The sequence below is a fragment of the Flavobacterium sp. genome (assembly GCF_039932285.1).
Classification (GTDB): domain Bacteria; phylum Bacteroidota; class Bacteroidia; order Flavobacteriales; family Flavobacteriaceae; genus Flavobacterium.
In genome coordinates this window covers 37036-56361 of record NZ_JBDTQE010000010.1, presented here as the reverse complement: position 1 = coordinate 56361, position 19326 = coordinate 37036, and the positions used below count along the sequence as shown (strand labels likewise).

Here is a 19326-nt window from a genome sequence, read left to right as displayed (position 1 = left end):
GCATTTGTTAGTTGTAAAAATTGCCCTGAAATCTTCAAACTTGGATACTGATTGTTTTTCATAGTTTCCATTTCCAGTTTCGAAGTAGTAACTTTTATATTGGCAAGATTGGCTTCGTTACTTTTGGTCGTTGCTAATGAGATAGCTTCTTTTAGCGATAATGTTTTTCTTTCCTGCGAGTAACCTATTGTTATTCCAAAAAAAGAAATTGCAATTAGGATTGTTTTTTTAATTTTCATAAACCAATAGCGCTTTAATTGTTTGTTGAATGTGTTTTGTTAAATCATTTACGATATAGTTATCGAAATCTTCCTGCGTTTTTAAATTAAATATATCATTGTAAAAAGGCCTGTTCATCTGAAAATGGAAGTATGTTCCCATAATGGTTGGTGGAATCAATGCTACATTAACATTTTTAGCAAACAATCCTTGAGATTGTCCTTCTTCGATGATATTTCTTAGAATCTCTAGATTGTATTTTTTTACTTCATTAAAGGACTCGTAGTTGATGTCTCTTTTTTTGGAAGTAATTTCAAAATGTATAATTTGATACATCCCACAATTTTTATTAATTCGAGTGATGTATAACTCGATCAATCGGTCTATTTTTTCAAATGGAGATAAATTTTCTTTGAAGAGATTTTCCATTTCCAATCGCAAGTCAGAAATTCGTGTGATGATCAAAGCTTCTAGTAATTTTTCTTTAGAACCAAAATAGTAGGAAATCATCGCAATATTAATGTTACCTTCTTTAGCTATATCTCTTACTGAAGTTCCGTCAAAACCATGTTCCGAAAACAATTTTTCGGCGACTTGAAGAATTTCAATTTGTTTGTCATTAAAAGCAGTCATGAGTATTGATTTTTAAAATCGATGCAAAATTAAACGTTTGTTTAAATTAAACGTTTGTTTAAATAGCATTTAACATTACTTTAACGTTTGTTTTAAAACATAAAAAAAAGCTGTCTCGTAGGACAGCTTTTAGATTTTTATAAAATATTAATCAAGGTTGTAATATTCTTCGTCACTCATTTCTCCTGAGGCAATTCTTCTTAACTCGTCTGCATGAAGTCTTATTAATGAATCAATTTCTCTGTTATATGATTCTGGTAAAGCTTGGCGGTAAGTTCCGTTTAATACACCCGAATAATAGTAGAAAAAATTAGAATCAAATGAAGAAGCACTTAGTTTAGAGTTTGTTGGATCAGCTAGCAAGAAACCTAAACGAACTGCTGATCTTCTTTGCGCTGGTGTACCATGATGACCTGGACTAGTTGTTTGATTATCTCCAATTGCAAAGGCAGCATCGTAACCAGTTGCAATAGATGCAAATGTTGACTTACCATAACCTCTTCTTAAATAATATCCTGCAAAACCATCAGCTTCAAGCTCATTTGGTCTAGCAGTATTCTCTCTAACAGAAGGTAAACCAAAAGCGTATTGTAATTGGTGGCCATACTCATGAGCTAAGATCATTACGTTAATTAAGTTAGAGCTATCTCTTAAATAGGCCCATTTAAAAATAGCCTCACCAAAATAAATTTTGCCATTACTATAAGAAATTGCATTAAAAGTAGAACTTGAATTACTTAAATCTCTTACAAAACGGAAAGTTGGAGCGCTTCTACCCCAAAAAGAGGCTACACTCGAATTTTGAGATACAATTAGACTTGATCCTGTTGTACTTCCTGAATTAGGTAAGCTGGTGTACAAATTAGCAGTTGAAGACCAATTATTATCAACAAAACTACATTCTTTGTTTAAAAGTGATGGTTGCTGAATTGCTGCATTTTCTGACGTTACAACTGGATTATCTTCGTTGTTACAAGAAAATAACATTCCTAACGCTAAAGCTGTTAAAAATAAATTGGTTTTTTTGGTTGTTTTCATAATTTTTTGGTTGGTTTTAAATTGTTGGTTTGATTAATTTTCGAATGTAAAAATATACATTTTACATTAAATTTAACAATTTGATAATTCATTCATAATTTAAGACGAATTTATTTAAACTATAATTAATAGTGATAATCGATATGATAAATGTTTTTATCGATAAAGAACATCTTTTATATGCTTTTACACCAATGATTTACTATGTTATTTAACAAATAATTAACACGTTTTTTATTCTAAAAATCTGTTTATGAAAGTGTTAATATTTGAGGTCCCTTTATTAGTAAGAAAATTTATAAAAGCACTTCCAATGATGGCTCCTTTTGCAAATTGGGTTGCTTGATTGAAAGTTTCTTTATTATTAATTCCAAAACCTACAATTTGATGGTTTTTCAAATTCATGTCAGAAATTTTTTTGAAATAGCTGGTTTGATTATCTCCAAATCCAGTAGCACTTCCTGTTACAGAAGCTGAAGAAACCATATAAATAAATCCGTTGGAAACTGAATCGATATGCTTAATTCTTTCTTCGGAAGTTTGTGGTGTGATTAGAAACACGTTTATTAAACCCTGTTTTTCAAAAATTTCTTTGTAGTTTTCTGCATAAATATCGACGGGTAAATCTGGAATTATAAGCCCATCAATTCCTATTTCTTCGCATTTTTTGCAAAAATCTTCTATTCCATATTGTAAAATAGGGTTAAAATATCCCATGATTATTAGCGGAATTTTAACGGTTTGACGAATGCTTTTCAATTGTTCAAAAAGTAATTTTGTAGTCATTCCGTTTTCTAAAGCTTTAGTCGAACTTTCTTGAATAGTTGGTCCATCGGCTAGAGGATCGCTAAAAGGTAAACCAATTTCAATCATATCTACTCCAGATTTTTCCAAATCTTGAATTATTTGCACTGTATCGTTTAAGCTGGGATATCCCGCCGAAAAATAAATAGAAAGTAGCTTTTTATCTTCTTGTAATTTTTGATTTATTCTGTTCATATTTTGTTTTTTATTCACACCTAACAGGTTTTTAAAACCTGTTAGGTCTTTGTGAGTTGTTTTTTTGCGTTAAGGATTGAAGTGAAAATCCTTTTGTTTTTTTCTTTAAAAAACAAAAGATTGCAACGTAAAGCCTGACCGCTTTTTTGCGGTAACGCCCAACTATAATTTAAAATAATCTATATAAGTATTCAAATCTTTATCGCCACGTCCAGAAAGATTTATTACTAAAATATCAGTCGGTTTGAATTTTTTCTTATCTAAAACAGCAAAGGCATGTGCAGTTTCTATAGCTGGGATAATCCCTTCGGTTTGAGATATTTTTATACCCCAATCCATAGCTTCTTCATCTGTAATTGAAATAAATTCCGCTCTTTTTGTTTCGAATAAATGGGCATGCATAGGACCAACGCCCGGATAATCTAATCCTGCCGAAATAGAGTAGGGTTCTGTAATTTGACCGTCAGGACTTTGCATTAATAGCGTTTTACTGCCATGAATAATTCCTATTTTTCCCAATGCTGAAGTGGCTGCACTTTCGCCGGAATCGATGCCTTTTCCGGCAGCTTCGACAGCAATGATATTTACTTCTTTTTCGTCAAGAAAATGATAGAAAGTACCAGCAGCATTGCTTCCGCCACCTACACAAGCGATCACATAATCTGGGTTTTTACGCCCTTCTTTTTCTAGTAATTGACTTTTTATTTCTTCGGAAATAACACTCTGAAAACGCGCCACCATATCTGGATAAGGATGTGGGCCTACTACAGATCCTATGATATAATAAGTATCGATTGGGTTGTTTATCCAATCTCGTATGGCTTCGTTTGTAGCATCTTTTAGGGTTTTTGAGCCTGATGTTGCGGGACGAACTTCGGCACCTAACATTTTCATTCTCGCTACGTTTGGTGCTTGCCGTTTAATGTCTACTTCTCCCATATAAACAATACATTGCAAACCCATGAGGGCACAAACGGTAGCGGTTGCAACACCGTGTTGTCCTGCGCCAGTTTCAGCAATAATACGTGTTTTTCCTAGTCGCTTTGCTAATAGAATTTGTCCAATAGTATTGTTGACTTTGTGCGCGCCAGTATGACACAAATCTTCTCTTTTTAGATAGATTTTTGTGTTGTATTCAGCAGATAATCGTTCGGCGAAATAGAGTGGAGTAGGGCGACCTACATAATCTTTTAACAGCTCATGAAATTCTTTTTGGAAAGATTCGTCTGCTGTGATTTTGAGATAATTTTGTCTTAATTCCTCAACATTTGGGTAGAGCATTTCGGGAATGTAAGCGCCTCCAAAATTGCCATAAAATCCTTTTTCGTTTACGTGAAAACTCATTGTGTTTAAAGTTTAAAAGTTAATTTTAAATTTTTTTAATAATTCAATGTCTTTTAGTCCAGGTTCGATTTCAAATTTGCTGTTTACATCGATGGTATAAATGGGTAAATTTAATTTCTTGATATTTTCAATTTCTTCTGATCCAATTCCACCGCTAAGGAAAAATGGCTTTGTCGATTTGTATTGTTGTAATATTTGCCAATTAAAAGTTATTCCGTTTCCGCCAGGTAATTTGCCTTTTGTATCGAATAAAAAATAATCACAAGCATTTTCAAATGGTTTTAATAATGAAAAATCAAAATCATCATTTATAGAAAACACTTTGATAATTTCGATATTCTCTTTTTTCAATTTTTTACAAAACTCTGGGTTTTCATTTCCGTGCAATTGAATAACGTGTAAATCGTATTTCTTTATTTTAAAACCAATTTCTTCTAAAGTTGCATTTACAAAAACCCCTACTTTTTTTATTGATTTTGGAATTTCAGGAATTTCACCATCAAAATATCGACTAGATTTCTCCCAGAAAATAAAACCGAGAAAATCTGGAAGAAATTCGCTTACTTCGAGAATGTTTTCGGGATATTTCATTCCGCAGATTTTTAATTTCATTTTCTTGGCTTAAAGTTGTTTTATAAAATTTGAAGCTGATTTTCCTGGATTATCTGTTTTCATAAAGTTTTCGCCAATAAGAAATCCTTTATAGCCATAGGGTTTTAATTCGTTGATGGCTTCGATAGAAGAAATACCACTTTCGGAAACTTTTACAAATTCATCTGGAATTTCGGAAGCTAGTTCTTTGCTAAATTCTAAACTGACTTCGAATGTTTTGAGATTGCGATTGTTTACACCAATCATATCTAAACTTGGCATAATTGATTTTTGTAATTCTTCTAGATTATGAACTTCTAGCAAAACCTCTAAACCTAAAGATTGCGCAAATTCCGATAAATTTTTAATTTCCTCACGAGTTAAAACTGCTGAGATGAGCAAAATTAAATCGGCTCCATGTGCTTTTGCTTCTAGTATTTGATATTCATCAATGATAAATTCTTTTCGCAAAAGCGGAATACTTACAGAAGCTCTTGCCAGCAATAAATCGTCTAATGAACCACCAAAATATTTTCCGTCTGTTAAAACAGAAATTCCACAAACACCAGCATTTTGATAGCCTTTTACAACTTCTTCTACCGAAAAACTATAATTTATTTCCGCTTTTGATGGAGATCGACGTTTGTGTTCGGCAATAATTCCAGCATTATTATTTCGTAAAATTTTACTCAAAGAAATGGTTCTACTTCCAAAAAGTATTGAATTTTCTAATTGGGATACAGGAATGATCGATTTTTTAAGAACGACTTCTTGCCTTTTGTCTGTAATAATTCTGTCAAGTATATTCATTTGTGTTTTATATTGAATTTTGTCATTGCCATTGAAATTGCTATTGACTTAATTGTTGTAATTTTTTCAGTGCTTCAAAACCTCTTCCAGATAGTAAACTTTCTTTTGCTAATTCAAATCCTTTTATAGGAGTTAGATTATTTACTACTGTTGCAATTGCCATTCCTGCATTGGCACAAACCACATTATTTTGTGCTTCAGTTCCTTTTCCTGAAATAATAGTAAGAAACATTTTTGCTGATTCTTCTATCGTTGTTCCGCCTTGAATATCAGTTTGGGATAAAATAGCAACTCCAAAATCTTCTGGTTTTAGCATTCCTTCCATTTTATTTGTAATGGTTTTGGTATTTCCTGTCAAAGAAATTTCATCATAACCATCTAAACTGTGTAAAATGGTATAATTTGTTTCGGTATTTTGATACAAATAACTGTACATTCTAGCCAATTCGAGATTAAAAACACCAACCAATTGGTTTTTAGGAAAACTTGGATTAACCATGGGTCCCAACATGTTAAAAAAGGTTTTTACAGCCAAATCTTTTCTTATAGGCGCTACGTTTTTCATTGCTGGGTGAAATAAGGGTGCATGCAAAACACAAATCCCAGCTTGGTCGATACACTTTTCAAGAAATGACGACTCATTACTAAATTTCACACCTAAATTTTCCATTACGTTACTTGAACCAGAAATAGACGAAACACCATAATTTCCATGTTTTGCTACTTTTACTCCAGCTCCAGCAGTTACAAATGACGCTAATGTTGAAATATTGAAAGTATTTTTGCCATCGCCACCAGTTCCGCATAAATCGATGGTATTATAAGCGGATAAATTGATTGAGATGCACAATTCTAATAACGCTTCTCGGAATCCTGCCAATTCATCGATAGTAATATTTCGCATCATATAAACGGTTAAAAAACTGGCTATTTGGCTCGGATTGTAATCTCCGTTAGAAATATTAACCAATATATTTTTTGCTTCCTGTTTAGAAAGCGTTTCGTGGTTGATGAGTCTGTTGAGTATATTTTTCATTTTTAATGGCACGCGGATGACACGGATTTTAGCTGATTTACACGGATTTTTTGAACTTAAATTATTTAATTTTTAACCCAATTTTCTAATATTTTTTTACCATTTGGTGTTAATACACTTTCTGGATGAAATTGTACGCCACGAACATCGTAAGTTTTGTGACGCAAAGACATGATTTGTCCGTTCTCATCAACTGAAGTAATTTCTAATACATCAGGAAAATCAAAAGTATTTACAACCCAAGAATGATAACGACCCACTTCTATTTGTTTTTCTAGACCATCAAAAAGGCTTTCATTATCGACTACGACATTCACATTTGTGGCTACACCGTGATACACTTTTTCAAGATTAATAAGGCTTCCGCCAAAAACCTCTCCTATGGCTTGTTGTCCCAAACAAACACCCAAAATACTTTTTGTAGCTGCATAAGTTCTGATGACTTCTTTGAGTAAACCTGCTTCGTCGGGGATTCCTGGGCCTGGAGAAAGTAATATTTTATCGAAGTTTTTTATTTCATCAATATCAAACTCATCGTTGCGATATACTGTTACTTCGCAGTTTAAATCTTCGAGATAATGTACTAAATTGTATGTAAAACTATCGTAATTGTCTATGACTAGTATTTTTTTCATTTTTTTAAATTTAAATTTTCTCTGCTAATTCTAATGCTTTGTCTAGAGCAGCTAATTTATTATATACTTCCTGTAATTCATTTTCTTCAACTGAATTTGCTACAATTCCAGCGCCAGCTTGATAATGTAATTCGTGATTTTTGCTTAAAAAAGTCCGAATCATAATGGCATGGTTAAAGTTGCCTTCAAAATCCATAAAACCTATGGCGCCTCCATAAAAATTTCTATTTGTGTTTTCATATTTTTCGATAAGTTCCATTGCTTTGTATTTTGGAGCACCAGATAAAGTTCCAGCTGGAAAAGTATCGGCTACGACTTTCATTGTAGAAGAATTTTCGTGTATTTGTCCAGTCACTTTAGATACTAAATGAATAACATGAGAGAAAAACTGTACTTCACGATATTTTTCTACTTGAACATGATGACTTTGTCTGCTTAAGTCATTTCTGGCTAAGTCAACTAACATCACATGTTCGGCATTTTCTTTTTGATCTTCCGATAATTGTTTGGCAAGAATAGCGTCTTGTTCATCGTTTCCAGTTCGTTTGAAAGTTCCAGCTATTGGATGAATTTCGGCTTTTCTGTTTTGGATAATTAATTGTGCTTCGGGAGAAGAACCCATTATTTTGAAATCGCCATAGTCGAAAAAGAACAAATAAGGAGATGGGTTTATACTTCTTAGAGTACGATATACATTAAACTCATCGCCTTTGAAACCTTGTGTAAATCGTCGTGATAAAACCAATTGAAAGACATCGCCACGGTAACAATGTTTTTTGGCTAAAACCACATTTTTTTTGAAATCTTCATCAGTCAAATTCGATTTTTTATCATCGTTTTTAGAAAAAGAGTAAGCAGGTAAATTTCTTGTTTGCAATAATTGTTGAATTTCATTAATATTATTTTCTTCGGTTAACGAATGACAGAAAATAAACGCTTCATTTTTGAAATGATTAATCGCAATTATATTTTGATACACTGCGTAATAAATATCTGGAATTTGTAAATCATTTTCCTTTTTTGTGATTTCTATTTTTTCAAAATAACGCACTGCATCATAAGAAATATAACCAAATAATCCGTTATTAATAAATTTGAAATTATTGCTTTCGGATTTAAATTGAGCCGTAAATCTTTGAATCTCGTTTGGAATGTTGGTTTGATTATTTATCTCTATTTTTTCTGAGGTTCCATCAGGAAATGATTTGAAAATAGCTTCATTTTCTATTTTTATTGTCGCAATAGGATTACAACAGATATAAGAGAAACTATTATCATTAGCATGATAATCACTACTTTCTAGTAATAAACTATTGGGGAATTTGTCACGAATTTTTAGGTAAATACTTACTGGCGTAATAGTATCAGCAAGGATTTGTTTGAATTGGGTTTTGAATGTATATGTTTTCATGTGTGATATTATTTGTTTTTTTGCATAAAAAAAAGGCTTGTCGTGATTGACAAGCCTTTTTATATATTTTGAGTTTTAAAAAATACAATATAGAGGATTAGTTCACGACGTTTGACGTAAATTATTCCACCACCAAGTATTATTTAAAAATGTGTTCATTTTCTTATTTTAATACGTCAAAAGTAGTAATTAAATTATTACATGCAAATATTATTTCATTTTTTTATCAAAATAAAAAAACCTCGAAGATTACTCTACGAGGTTTGTATTGTGTTTCTGAGAGAATTAGTATTTCAAGCTTACATTTAATTCAAATACGTCATCAATTGCTTTGTCAGCTAATGCTCCAAAGTTTTTAGAACCGTATTTAATATCATATGTAGTTCTGTCAACCATTAGTTTTGCATTTGCAACACCTTTGCTATCTACTAAATCGAAAGTGATTGGAGCAGTTTTTCCTTTAATAGTCAAATCGGCAGTAACAGTATAAGTGTTTTTTGATTTTACACCAATAGATTTGAATATTAATGTTGCTGTTGGATTAGCATCTACACTAAAAAAATCTTCGCTTTTTAGATGTCCGTCTAATTTTCCTTTCCATTCTCCTTCTAAGTCAGTTGTGTTTATAGTTGTCATATCTACAGTAAAGTTTCCACCAGCTATATCTTTTCCTTTAAGGAATAAAGTTCCTTCTTTTATTTTGATATCACCATTGTGTTGACCACCTACTTTTTTAGCAATCCAAAGAATTTTACTTTTAGAAACGTCTACTTTTTTAGCTGTTTGTGCATTTCCAGCAATTGTCGAAAGGGCTACTAATAATGCTAATGCAATTGATTTTAAATTTTTCATTTGTTTTGATTTTAGTTGTTAATAATTAAATAGTTATAAATAGATCTTCGTTTGATTTTCTTACTTTTTTGTAATGTTGTGTAGCGTCTTCTTCGTGACGATATCCTACGGCTGCAATAACAGAAGCATTAAGATTTAGCTTATCTAAACCTAAGATTTCGTTATATTGTTTTGGATCAAAACCTTCCATTGGAGTTACATCAATTTTTAGTTCGGCAGCTGCATTAAGCAAATTTCCTAGAGCTAAATAAGTTTGTTTAGCTGTCCAAATATTTTTTGCTTCTTCAGACAAAGGAGTTATTGCACCTTTCATAAAATCGCCATAACCAGACAAAGCATCGATAGGTAAGTTTCTTGTTTGAGAGATATTTTCTATATAAGAATCTATTTCTGTTTCCCCTACATTGGTTTGATTGGCAAATACAATTAGGTGTGAAGCGTCAATAATTTGGGTTTGTCCCCAAGATGCGGGTTGTAATTTTGCTCTTAGTTCTGGATTTTCTACAAGTATAATTTTGTAAAGTTGTAATCCGTAAGAAGAAGAACTCAATCGAATGGCTTCTTTAAGTGTTTCTAAATCTGTTGCTGATACTTTTTTAGTAGCATCAAATTTTTTAGTGGCATAACGCCAGTTCTGATTTTCAATAAATGTACTCATAATTAATTTCGGTATTTTTCTAATAAATTATTTAATTGTTCTAATTCTTCTAATGTTAATTTGTTTGCGAAATAATTTTCATGTTCTATAATGACTGGATCAAGTTCTGCTAGTACACCTAATCCTTTTTGGGTAATTAGAATTTCTATTTTTCTTCTGTTTGCTGGACATTCGCTACGAGTTACCATTTGTTTTAATAGTAATTTGTCTATTAGTCTTGTCGTATTACTGTTTTTTGCAATCATTCTTTCTTGAATGTCAGACATGTTTACAGGCTTGCCTTTTTGTCCTCTTAATATTCGCAATACATTATATTGTTCTCCGGATAAATCATAAGGCTTAATTATTTCCTGAAAATTATCATGTAAAACGTTTTTTGTAAAAGAAATATTAAGCAATACTTTTTTAGCAATATCCATAGGAATGGTACTTTTTATTTCGTCTTCTATTTTCATAGTTTCTATTACTAAATTTGTATATACAAATGTATGATTATTTTTTATTTGTATATACAAATGTGTATTAAATTTTTGTTAAATTATTTTTTAACAATTTTTGCATTAGATTTTATTATTTTTGATAAAAAAATAAAAGAAATGAATTTATCACAAGAAGCTTGGTGGGCAAAAGCACAAGAAGACGAAAATGCAGTAATTTTAGATGTTAGAACTGAAGACGAATGCAATGAAGGAATTATTCCCAACGCAATAGCCATAGACATATATAAAGGACAAGGGTTTATTTATAAAATAGAAGAACTAGATAAATCTAAAAACTATTATGTGTATTGTAAAGCTGGTGGAAGAAGCGCACAAGCTTGTAATATTATGAATCAATTGGGTTTTGAAACGACTTATAACCTGTTAGGCGGTATGATGGAATGGAATGGTCCTGTTGAAATGCCTTTGTAATCGATGTTTTTGGGTTTATAATCATTTATAAAACAATCATAAACCCAAATTTTTTTTTAAACCGTTCTCTGAACAACTTCAAAAATAGTTCCGTCTTCACATTTTAATGTTTTCGAAGGATATTTCATTAATAAAGCATAATCATGAGTGGCCATAATAATTGTTTTACCTTGAGCGTTTATCTTTTTTAGTAATTCTAGGATTTCGCCACTAGTTTGTGGGTCAAGATTTCCAGTTGGTTCATCAGCAAGAATAAGCTCAGGATCGTTTAGCAACGCACGAGCAATAGCAACACATTGTTGTTCTCCGCCAGAAAGTTGGTGCGGCATTTTGTTTGCCATACTAAACATTCCTACTTTTTTAAGAACTTCTTCTACTTTGTTATCCATTTCTTGTACATCTATCCAACCTGTGGCTTTTAGTACAAAAAGTAAATTATTAGCAACAGTTCTATCTGTCAATAATTTAAAATCTTGAAAAACCATACCAATTTTTCGACGCAAATACGGAATATCTTGGTCTATCAATCCGTTTAAATCATAATCTACAATAGTTCCTTCGCCATCAGTAAGTGGCAAATCACCATAAAGTGTTTTCATAAAACTACTTTTTCCAGAACCAGTTTTACCTATTATATATATAAATTCACCTGGATTTACACTCAGATTTATATCGGAAATAATCTTATTTCCAGATTGGTATATGTTTACGTCTTGAAGTGATAAAATGGTTTTTGACATCTTTTGTAGAATTTTATTTCGTAAAAGTAGTAAGTTATGTTTCTTATTCAAAATAAAATTTGAGTTGATATTCGATTTTGAATACTAAAGCCCAATTTTCCTCGTTTGAAGTGTAAGAAAATACTATATTTGAAATTCTAAAATAAGTTACCAATGCAAAAATATTTATTGTCACTTTTCGTATTTCTATTTTTCGGAATCACTTCGATGTTTGCACAACAATCAGCCATTTATACTAATGATTTAGCAGATTATAATAAAGCCTTGACTTTATTTAATGATAAACAATATCAATCGGCACAAATCCTTTTTGATAAGGTAAAACAAGAAAATTCAAATCCTGAATTGGAAGCAGATTGTACTTATTATAGTGCCAATTGTGCGATAAGATTAAATCAGAATAATGCTGATGAAAAAATGGAAAGTTTTGTAAAAAATTATCCAACAAGTACAAAACAAAATTTAGCTTTTACAGAAGTTGCAACTTATTATTTCGAGCAAGGAAAATATCCACAAGCTTTGGAATGGTTTGACAAGGTTGATGAAAGTAGTTTAACAGCTGATGAATTAGATAAATATAATTTTTACAAAGGTTATAGTTTTTTTAATTCTGGAAAAAAGAAAGAAGCAACGCAATATTTTAATAAAGTAGTCAATTCGCAAGAATATGGCTCGCAAGCAAAATATTATTTAGGTTTTCTGGCTTATGAAGGCGACGATTATAAGGAAGCGACCAAATATTTTGATCAAGTTTCAGGTGAAGAAAAATACAAGGAAAAGCTCTCGTATTTTCAAGCGGATATGAATTTCAAACTCGGAAAATTCGACAAAGCAATTGAATTAGGTAAAGCAGCAATGGCGAGTTCTAACGCGATGGAAAAATCGGAATTGAATAAAATTATTGGCGAAAGTTATTTTAATTTAAAAAAATACAACGAAGCAATTCCGTTTCTAAAAGAATACAAAGGAAAAAAAGGAAAATGGAATAACACTGATTATTATCAGTTAGGCTACGCTTTTTATAAACAAAATGATTTCGAAAATGCCATTACACAGTTCAATAAAATTATTGATGGCAAAGATTTCGTAGCTCAAAATGCTTACTATCATTTAGGAGAAAGTTACTTGAAAACCGATAAAAAACAACAAGCCTTAAACGCTTTTAAGAATGCTTCGGAAATGACTTTTGATGTCAAAATTCAAGAAGATGCTGCTTTAAATTATGCTCGATTGAGTTATGATATTGGAAATTCGTACCAAAGTGTTCCCGATGTTTTGAATGGTTTTATGACAAAATATCCATTAAATCCTAATAAACCAGAAGTTGAAAATTTATTAATCAATTCTTATATCACTTCAAAAAATTATAAAGAAGCATTAACGTTATTAGAAAAAAATAAATCCTTTGGAAACAAAACGGCTTACCAAAAAGTAGCTTTTTATCGCGGTTTAGAATTATTTACAGATGGAAGTTATAAAGACGCATTAACAATTTTTAAAAAATCTATTGCCGAACAAAAAGACCCAAAATTCTCCGCTCGTGGGACTTTCTGGAAAGCAGAAACTGAATATGTTTTAGAAGATTTTACTAATGCTTTATTAAGTTTCAAACAATTTTTAGGCTATCCAGAAGCCAAAGAAACGACTGAATTTTCAAATGTAAATTACAACATGGCGTACTGTCATTTTAAGTTGAAAGAATATGAACAAGCGGGTGATTTTTTTCAAAAATATATCGAAGTTTCTAAAGATGATAAAACCCGTCTAACTGATGCTTACCTGCGTTTGGGCGATAGTAGATTCGTAACTACAAAATATTCATCGGCATTAGAAGCGTATGATAAAGCCATTGTTTTAAAAACTGTCGATGCTGATTATGCGGCTTATCAAAAAGCGATTTGTTACGGATTTATGGGTAAAAATGACAAGAAAATTGCCGATTTTAATCAGTTTCTAAAAACGTATCCAAATTCACAATATCGTGATGATGCTTTATTTGAATTAGCAAATACCTATACTGCGCAGAACGAAACAACATCATCAATAAAAACGTATGATCAATTAATTGCAGAAAATAGCAACGGAAGTTACGCTGCCAAAGCGATTCTTCGTCAAGGTTTAATTTATTATAATGCCGATAAAGACGAACAAGCATTAACTAAATTTAAAAAAGTAGTAGCTGATTTTCCAAAATCGGAAGAAGCACTAGAAGCAGTAAAAACGGCACGATTAATTTATGTAGATAACGGAAAAGTAGACGAATATGCTACTTGGGTAAAATCGCTCGATTTTGTCGAAATTTCTGATGCCGATTTAGATAATGATTCTTGGGAAGCTGCCGAAAAACAATATTTGCAAGGAAATACGAAACAAGCAATTACGAACTTAAGCAGTTATATTAAGACTTTTCCTAACGGAATACGTATTCTAAAAGCTAATTTTTATTTGGCAGAAAGCTATTTTAAAGAAGAATCTGCTAATTCAATTCCTTCTTATGAGTTTGTTATTTCAAAATCTAGAAACGAATATACAGAGCAATCTTTGTCGAGATTATGTCAAATTTTCTTGCGAAACACAAACTATGCAAAAGCCATTCCAGTTTTACTTCGTTTAGAATCCGAAGCCGATTTTCCTCAAAACAAAACCTATGCACAAGCCAATTTGATGAAAAGTTATTATACCCAAAAAGACTATGCTAACTCAGTAATTTATGCCGAAAAAGTGTTAGAAAACCCAAAAACGGAAGATAAAATAAAGAGTGATGCACAAATTATTGTAGCCCGTTCGGCTATAAAAGTAGGTGATGAGGCAAAAGCCAAAATAGCTTATGCTAAATTACAGAAAATCGCCAAAGGAGAATTGGCTGCGGAAGCCTTGTTTTATGATGCCTATTTCAAAAATGCAGCGTCACAATTTGAAGAGTCTAATAAAGCGGTTCAAAAATTAGCCAAAGATTATTCGGGTTACAAGTATTTTGGTGCCAAAGGATTAGTAGTTATGGCAAAGAATTTTTACGGATTAAAAGACAGTTTTCAAGCAACCTATATTCTAGAAAGTGTGATAAAAAACTTTACGGATTATGCTGATGTTGTGGAAGAAGCCAAAAAAGAACTCGATTTAATTAAAATAGAAGAAGCCAAAACCAATTCGTCGATTTCTAAATAAGATTAAGCGATAATAGACGAAGAGATAAAAGACTAAAAAGAAAAAAAATGCAAAATAAAATCATCATCATTCTATTAATAACTTTCCAAATGACTTTCGCCCAAAAGAAAGATGAAAACATTGGTACCGAAGTGGTAAACGTAGTAAAACCATATACGCCAACTATTTCAGATGCTTTCAAAGTAAAGGAAGTTCCATCATTAAACGATAACGAAACTAGTACGAAGGAAGAAGTTAAATACCAGATTTTCTCTTTTCCAGTAGCATCAACATTTACACCGTCTAAAGGGAAAGCTGCAGGCGTTGAAAAAGCCAAACAAGAAAAGTTATTTTCTAATTATGCGACTTTTGGTTTGGGTAATTACGGAACCGCAAATGCCGAATTGTTTGTTTCTCACGAATTGGATAATTACCAATATGTAGGCGGAATGGTAAGACACCAATCCTCACAAGGCGGTATCAAAAATGTTAAGTTAGATGATAAATTTTCTGAAACTTTAGGAAGTGTTTTTTATGGTTATCAACGAAATGATATTAAATGGACTGCAGATTTAGGTTTAAAAAACGAAGCTTATAATTGGTACGGTTTGGCTATTAATGTTGCTCCAGATGAAAATTTGGTTATGAATATTAATCCTAAACATCAATATAATACTGCAAAAATTGGAACTGAGTTAACCATTTCCAACAGTTTTTTTAACCGATTAAATTTAAATTATATTGCCTTCTCTGATAATTATAATTCTAAAGAAAATAGATTTATGATTAAACCATCTTTTACCTTCAATTTTGGAGATACAGCAATAAAAGCGAATTTTGGATTGGATTATTTGAATTCTAATTCTGATAAATCTTATTATATTATTTTTCCAGAACAAGTTAACAATAGTAAAAACGAAAAATCAGTTTTTATTTTTAATGTCAATCCTAGTTTTCAAATATTAAAAGATGATCTATCATTAGATTTGGGAGTCAATTTGGTTTACTACTCCAGAATGAAAGATGTTTTTTATGGAATAGAATCAGATTCAGAAAGCAAATTTTTAATCTATCCAAAAGTAAATATTTCCTATAAAGTTGTTGGTGATTTGATGATAGCTTTTGGTGGAGCTGAAGGGAAATTAATTCAAAATTCGTATGCGAATTTTGTAGATCAGAATAAATTTTTGTCACCAACGTTATTAATAAAACCTACAGATCAACAATATGAAGTGTTTGCTGGATTAAGAGGAAAATTATCATCGATACTTTCTTATTCGGTAAAAGGAGCTTATAATGCGTCTAAAGATAGCCCTTTGTTTATTAGTAATAGTTACTTTTCATCCAATTTAAATAAAGATAATTATACTTATGGCAATTCACTTGATGTAGTATATGATAATATTAATACTTTGTCATTTCAAGGAAAATTAAAAGCAGATGTAAATAAAAACATATCTCTGGGTTTAAATGCAGAATTTAATTCTTATAAAGTTGAAAAAAATTATGAAGCTTGGAATTTGCCTACTATCAAAGCAAGTTTCAATTCAGATTTTAATATTGGTAAAAAATGGTATGCAGGAACTCAATTTTTTTATGTCGAACAGAGAAAAGATTTACAAATTACAGCTTCACTCGGACATTCAAGAGATTATATTCAAACAATATCTGGTTATTTCGACATCAATGCACACGTTGGCTATAAATATAACGAACGATTAACCGCTTTTTTAAAAGGAAATAATCTAGCCAATCAAAATTATGAAAAATGGTTAAATTATCCTGTACAAGGCGCACAAGTAATATTAGGCGCGAGTTATAAATTTGACTTTTAGACATTTTAGATTATTAGACTACTTAGATTTTTAGATGTCAAGTTAGTCTAATAATCTAAGTAGTCTAATAATCTAACAATCTAAAATGAAACAAAAAATCCACCAACAATACCTTCAACTCGTTCAAGATAAAATTGATGTTTTTCAAGACATGATATCGGCATTAACAGAAGATTCAAAAAATGATGCCAAAGGTTCGGCAGGAGATAAGCACGAAACGGCGTTATCTATGATGCATATCGAACAGGAAAAACTAACTAATAAACTCAAAGAAGCTTTAGAACAAAAATCTATTTTAGATAAAATTGATGCATCTCAAATTCACAATAAAGCAGCAATGGGCAGTTTGGTGAAAACCAATAATTTGACAGTTTATATTAGTGTGGCTTTGCCTAAAATCACCATCGAAAATCAAAATATATTTGCTGTTTCTCCACAATCTCCTTTGGGAACTCAGTTGATGGGAAAAGGAGTTGGTTATGCGTTTGAGATAAATTCAACCCAATACATAATCCAAGAGATTTCTTAAAAATTACAATTTAAAACTTCAAAACGAATTTTAATCATTTTTACTTTTATAATTATATTTAAAATAAGTATTTAGTTATAATTTATAATTAAATATAAAATATTAGTTTTAATATATGCTAATAACACGCAATTTTGTTTCAGTTATAAATCGAATTAACAAATAACCGAATCAACAAATAAACATTATGTGCGGAATAGTAGCCATTATCGGAAAAGGAAAAGACCAAGAATTAGTAAAACAATTGTCTAAAAGAATGTCACATCGCGGACCAGACGAAAGTGATTTGCATATTACTGAAAATGGACATATTTTAAGCCACGAACGATTGTCGATTATCGATTTGCATTCGGGTCGTCAACCTATTCAGGGTTCTTCAACCGCTTGGATGATTCACAATGGCGAAATATACAACCACCAAGAATTACGAGATGGAATTTTAAAACACCATACTTTCAAAACCAAATCAGATTCGGAAGTAATTGTGCATTTGTATGAAGAATTTGGTTATGATTTTCTAAACAAATTAGATGGTGATTTCGCCTTTGTAGTGATTGATGGCGACGATTATATTGCTGGCCGCGATCCAATGGGAGTGAAGCCTTTATATTATGGTCTTGACGAAAGAGGTAGAATGTATTTTGCTTCCGAAATGAAACCTATTGCCGATCAATGTAAAACCTTTTCAACTTTTCCTCCGGGGCATTATTATACACCAAAAACAGGATTTGTTAAGTATTACAAACCAGAATATGATGATTATATAAAAGCAACAAAAGAATTAGATTTAAAGCTAATTAGAGATACATTAACTGAAGCGACTCGCAAACGATTAATGAGTGATGTGCCGATTGGAGTATTGCTTTCAGGAGGATTAGATTCGTCATTAACATCATCTATTGCTTCAAGATTATTAAAAGAAAAAGGCAAAACTTTGCATTCTTTTTCTATTGGATTAGATGCCGATGCGCCCGATGCCAAAGCCGCTCGTAAAGTTGCCGAATTTTTAGGAACCCAGCACCACGAAGTTCATTTTACTATCGAACAAGGAATTGAAATATTAGATAAATTAATTTGGCATTTAGAAACGTACGATGTGACTTCGGTAAGAGCAAGTACACCAATGTATTTCCTGTCGAAAGCGATTACCGATATGGGAATTAAAGTAGTGCTTTCTGGCGAAGGAGCAGACGAAATTTTTGGTGGTTATTTGTATTTTAGAAATGCGCCTTCAAAAGAAGATTTTCAAAAAGAAACCATCGAAAGAGTTCAGAAACTATTCACTGCCGATTTGCTTCGTGCCGATAAATCGACAATGGCTCATGGACTTGAAGCTCGTGTTCCGTTTCTAGACAAAGCTTTTTTAGATGTTGCGATGCTAGTAAAACCAGAAGAAAAACAACCAAAAACATACGACGGAAAAGAAAAATATATTCTTCGTAAAGCTTTCGATACACCGGATAATCCATATCTTCCAGATGAAGTTTTATGGCGTCAAAAAGAACAATTTTCTGATGGAGTGGGTTACAACTGGATTGATCAATTAATCGATTATTGTGCCTCAAAAGTGACTGATGAACAATTGGATTCAGCCAAAGAATTATTTTCTTACAACACACCAACAACTAAAGAAGCGTATTTTTATAGAGCTATTTTTCATAAATATTATCCACAACAAAGTGCAGCCGAAACCGTTAGAAAATGGATTCCAAAATGGCAAGAAAATCAAGATCCAAGCGGTCGTGCAAATGCTGCGCATGTACAAGCAGATGTGGAGATTGCAAAATCTAATATGTTAGTTTAACTGTTTTGAATTTTTTTGTGAAACGTCTTGATTTTTTCGAGACGTTTTTTTTGTAATTATTAATAAACTGTTGATAACTTCATTGCTAAATCGTAGCTTTTGGTTTCAAAATCATTCGCAATAGTATATATTTGCGT

General features: G+C 31.5%; 18 protein-coding genes and 1 pseudogene. 5 read left to right on the top strand and 14 right to left on the bottom strand.

Going from position 1 to position 19326, the window contains the following annotated elements; genetic code table 11:
• The 13 genes and pseudogenes from ABI549_RS03795 to ABI549_RS03735 all read right to left on the bottom strand — a co-directional run.
• Window positions 1–239, bottom strand: a pseudogene (locus tag ABI549_RS03795) (TolC family protein); the annotation flags it as partial.
• On the bottom strand, window positions 229–852 hold the full coding sequence (locus ABI549_RS03790) for a TetR family transcriptional regulator (RefSeq protein WP_348075124.1): 624 nt from the start codon (window positions 850–852) through the stop codon (window positions 229–231). The gene ABI549_RS03790 and the pseudogene ABI549_RS03795, both read right to left, overlap by 11 nt.
• A gap of 147 nt (window positions 853–999) precedes the next feature.
• A complete protein-coding gene (locus ABI549_RS03785) occupies window positions 1000–1890 on the bottom strand; it encodes a metalloprotease (RefSeq protein ID WP_348075123.1) in 891 nt (296 codons plus the stop codon).
• A 234-nt stretch (window positions 1891–2124) separates the two neighbouring features.
• On the bottom strand, window positions 2125–2889 hold the full coding sequence (gene trpA, locus ABI549_RS03780) for a tryptophan synthase subunit alpha (RefSeq protein WP_348075122.1): 765 nt from the start codon (window positions 2887–2889) through the stop codon (window positions 2125–2127).
• A 162-nt stretch (window positions 2890–3051) separates the two neighbouring features.
• Window positions 3052–4233 (bottom strand): tryptophan synthase subunit beta, encoded by a 1182-nt coding sequence (gene trpB / locus ABI549_RS03775; protein ID WP_348075121.1) that lies wholly within the window; start codon window positions 4231–4233, stop codon window positions 3052–3054.
• Between the two features lie 12 nt (window positions 4234–4245).
• Window positions 4246–4845, bottom strand: a complete 600-nt coding sequence (locus ABI549_RS03770; RefSeq protein ID WP_348075120.1) for a phosphoribosylanthranilate isomerase — start codon at window positions 4843–4845, stop codon at window positions 4246–4248.
• Between the two features lie 9 nt (window positions 4846–4854).
• A complete protein-coding gene (trpC, locus tag ABI549_RS03765) occupies window positions 4855–5634 on the bottom strand; it encodes an indole-3-glycerol phosphate synthase TrpC (RefSeq protein ID WP_348075119.1) in 780 nt (259 codons plus the stop codon).
• A 40-nt stretch (window positions 5635–5674) separates the two neighbouring features.
• Entirely contained in the window at window positions 5675–6670 is a 996-nt protein-coding gene (gene trpD / locus ABI549_RS03760) for an anthranilate phosphoribosyltransferase (protein ID WP_348075118.1), read from the bottom strand.
• A gap of 65 nt (window positions 6671–6735) precedes the next feature.
• A complete protein-coding gene (locus ABI549_RS03755; RefSeq protein WP_348075117.1) occupies window positions 6736–7305 on the bottom strand; it encodes an aminodeoxychorismate/anthranilate synthase component II in 570 nt (189 codons plus the stop codon).
• Between the two features lie 10 nt (window positions 7306–7315).
• Window positions 7316–8716 (bottom strand): anthranilate synthase component I family protein, encoded by a 1401-nt coding sequence (locus tag ABI549_RS03750; protein ID WP_348075116.1) that lies wholly within the window; start codon window positions 8714–8716, stop codon window positions 7316–7318.
• A 285-nt stretch (window positions 8717–9001) separates the two neighbouring features.
• Window positions 9002–9568 (bottom strand): YceI family protein, encoded by a 567-nt coding sequence (locus tag ABI549_RS03745; protein ID WP_348075115.1) that lies wholly within the window; start codon window positions 9566–9568, stop codon window positions 9002–9004.
• 25 nt (window positions 9569–9593) lie between these two features.
• Window positions 9594–10226 carry an NAD(P)H-dependent oxidoreductase gene (locus tag ABI549_RS03740; protein WP_348075114.1) on the bottom strand — a complete coding sequence of 211 codons (633 nt, stop codon included), beginning with the start codon at window positions 10224–10226 and terminating at the stop codon, window positions 9594–9596.
• A 2-nt stretch (window positions 10227–10228) separates the two neighbouring features.
• Entirely contained in the window at window positions 10229–10681 is a 453-nt protein-coding gene (locus ABI549_RS03735) for a MarR family transcriptional regulator (protein WP_348075113.1), read from the bottom strand.
• Between the two features lie 141 nt (window positions 10682–10822).
• Here ABI549_RS03735 and ABI549_RS03730 point away from each other — a divergent pair, with 141 nt between their 5' ends.
• The gene (locus ABI549_RS03730; protein ID WP_348075112.1) at window positions 10823–11137 is read left to right on the top strand and encodes a rhodanese-like domain-containing protein; all 315 of its coding nucleotides are present in this window, start codon (window positions 10823–10825) and stop codon (window positions 11135–11137) included.
• Between the two features lie 56 nt (window positions 11138–11193).
• On the opposite strand, the gene ABI549_RS03725 is transcribed toward ABI549_RS03730, so the two are convergent.
• On the bottom strand, window positions 11194–11877 hold the full coding sequence (locus ABI549_RS03725; RefSeq protein WP_348075111.1) for an ATP-binding cassette domain-containing protein: 684 nt from the start codon (window positions 11875–11877) through the stop codon (window positions 11194–11196).
• A gap of 153 nt (window positions 11878–12030) precedes the next feature.
• On the opposite strand from ABI549_RS03725, the gene ABI549_RS03720 reads away from it, so the two are divergent.
• The 4 genes from ABI549_RS03720 to asnB all read left to right on the top strand — a co-directional run bounded on the left by ABI549_RS03720 (window position 12031) and on the right by asnB (window position 19189).
• Window positions 12031–15042, top strand: a complete 3012-nt coding sequence (locus tag ABI549_RS03720) for a tetratricopeptide repeat protein (protein ID WP_348075110.1) — start codon at window positions 12031–12033, stop codon at window positions 15040–15042.
• Between the two features lie 47 nt (window positions 15043–15089).
• Window positions 15090–16856: a TonB-dependent receptor gene (locus ABI549_RS03715; protein WP_348075109.1), complete on the top strand. Its 1767-nt coding sequence runs from the start codon at window positions 15090–15092 to the stop codon at window positions 16854–16856.
• Window positions 16857–16941: 85 nt separating this feature from the next.
• Window positions 16942–17385, top strand: a complete 444-nt coding sequence (locus ABI549_RS03710) for a hypothetical protein (protein ID WP_348075108.1) — start codon at window positions 16942–16944, stop codon at window positions 17383–17385.
• 187 nt (window positions 17386–17572) lie between these two features.
• The gene (asnB, locus tag ABI549_RS03705) at window positions 17573–19189 is read left to right on the top strand and encodes an asparagine synthase B (RefSeq protein ID WP_348075107.1); all 1617 of its coding nucleotides are present in this window, start codon (window positions 17573–17575) and stop codon (window positions 19187–19189) included.
• Window positions 19190–19326 lie beyond the last annotated feature (137 nt).

What these genes read in the sequence shown, in the direction of transcription:
- trpC (WP_348075119.1), bottom strand. Translation starts at nt 5,634, where the DNA reads ATGAATATACTTGACAGAATTATTACAGACAAAAGGCAAGAAGTCGTT.
- trpA (WP_348075122.1), bottom strand. Translation starts at nt 2,889, where the DNA reads ATGAACAGAATAAATCAAAAATTACAAGAAGATAAAAAGCTACTTTCT.
- asnB (WP_348075107.1), top strand. Translation starts at nt 17,573, where the DNA reads ATGTGCGGAATAGTAGCCATTATCGGAAAAGGAAAAGACCAAGAATTA.
- ABI549_RS03745 (WP_348075115.1), bottom strand. Translation starts at nt 9,568, where the DNA reads ATGAAAAATTTAAAATCAATTGCATTAGCATTATTAGTAGCCCTTTCG.
- ABI549_RS03715 (WP_348075109.1), top strand. Translation starts at nt 15,090, where the DNA reads ATGCAAAATAAAATCATCATCATTCTATTAATAACTTTCCAAATGACT.
- ABI549_RS03785 (WP_348075123.1), bottom strand. Translation starts at nt 1,890, where the DNA reads ATGAAAACAACCAAAAAAACCAATTTATTTTTAACAGCTTTAGCGTTA.
- ABI549_RS03730 (WP_348075112.1), top strand. Translation starts at nt 10,823, where the DNA reads ATGAATTTATCACAAGAAGCTTGGTGGGCAAAAGCACAAGAAGACGAA.
- ABI549_RS03790 (WP_348075124.1), bottom strand. Translation starts at nt 852, where the DNA reads ATGACTGCTTTTAATGACAAACAAATTGAAATTCTTCAAGTCGCCGAA.
- ABI549_RS03750 (WP_348075116.1), bottom strand. Translation starts at nt 8,716, where the DNA reads ATGAAAACATATACATTCAAAACCCAATTCAAACAAATCCTTGCTGAT.
- trpB (WP_348075121.1), bottom strand. Translation starts at nt 4,233, where the DNA reads ATGAGTTTTCACGTAAACGAAAAAGGATTTTATGGCAATTTTGGAGGC.
- ABI549_RS03740 (WP_348075114.1), bottom strand. Translation starts at nt 10,226, where the DNA reads ATGAGTACATTTATTGAAAATCAGAACTGGCGTTATGCCACTAAAAAA.
- ABI549_RS03770 (WP_348075120.1), bottom strand. Translation starts at nt 4,845, where the DNA reads ATGAAATTAAAAATCTGCGGAATGAAATATCCCGAAAACATTCTCGAA.
- ABI549_RS03710 (WP_348075108.1), top strand. Translation starts at nt 16,942, where the DNA reads ATGAAACAAAAAATCCACCAACAATACCTTCAACTCGTTCAAGATAAA.
- ABI549_RS03725 (WP_348075111.1), bottom strand. Translation starts at nt 11,877, where the DNA reads ATGTCAAAAACCATTTTATCACTTCAAGACGTAAACATATACCAATCT.
- ABI549_RS03735 (WP_348075113.1), bottom strand. Translation starts at nt 10,681, where the DNA reads ATGAAAATAGAAGACGAAATAAAAAGTACCATTCCTATGGATATTGCT.
- ABI549_RS03720 (WP_348075110.1), top strand. Translation starts at nt 12,031, where the DNA reads ATGCAAAAATATTTATTGTCACTTTTCGTATTTCTATTTTTCGGAATC.
- ABI549_RS03755 (WP_348075117.1), bottom strand. Translation starts at nt 7,305, where the DNA reads ATGAAAAAAATACTAGTCATAGACAATTACGATAGTTTTACATACAAT.
- trpD (WP_348075118.1), bottom strand. Translation starts at nt 6,670, where the DNA reads ATGAAAAATATACTCAACAGACTCATCAACCACGAAACGCTTTCTAAA.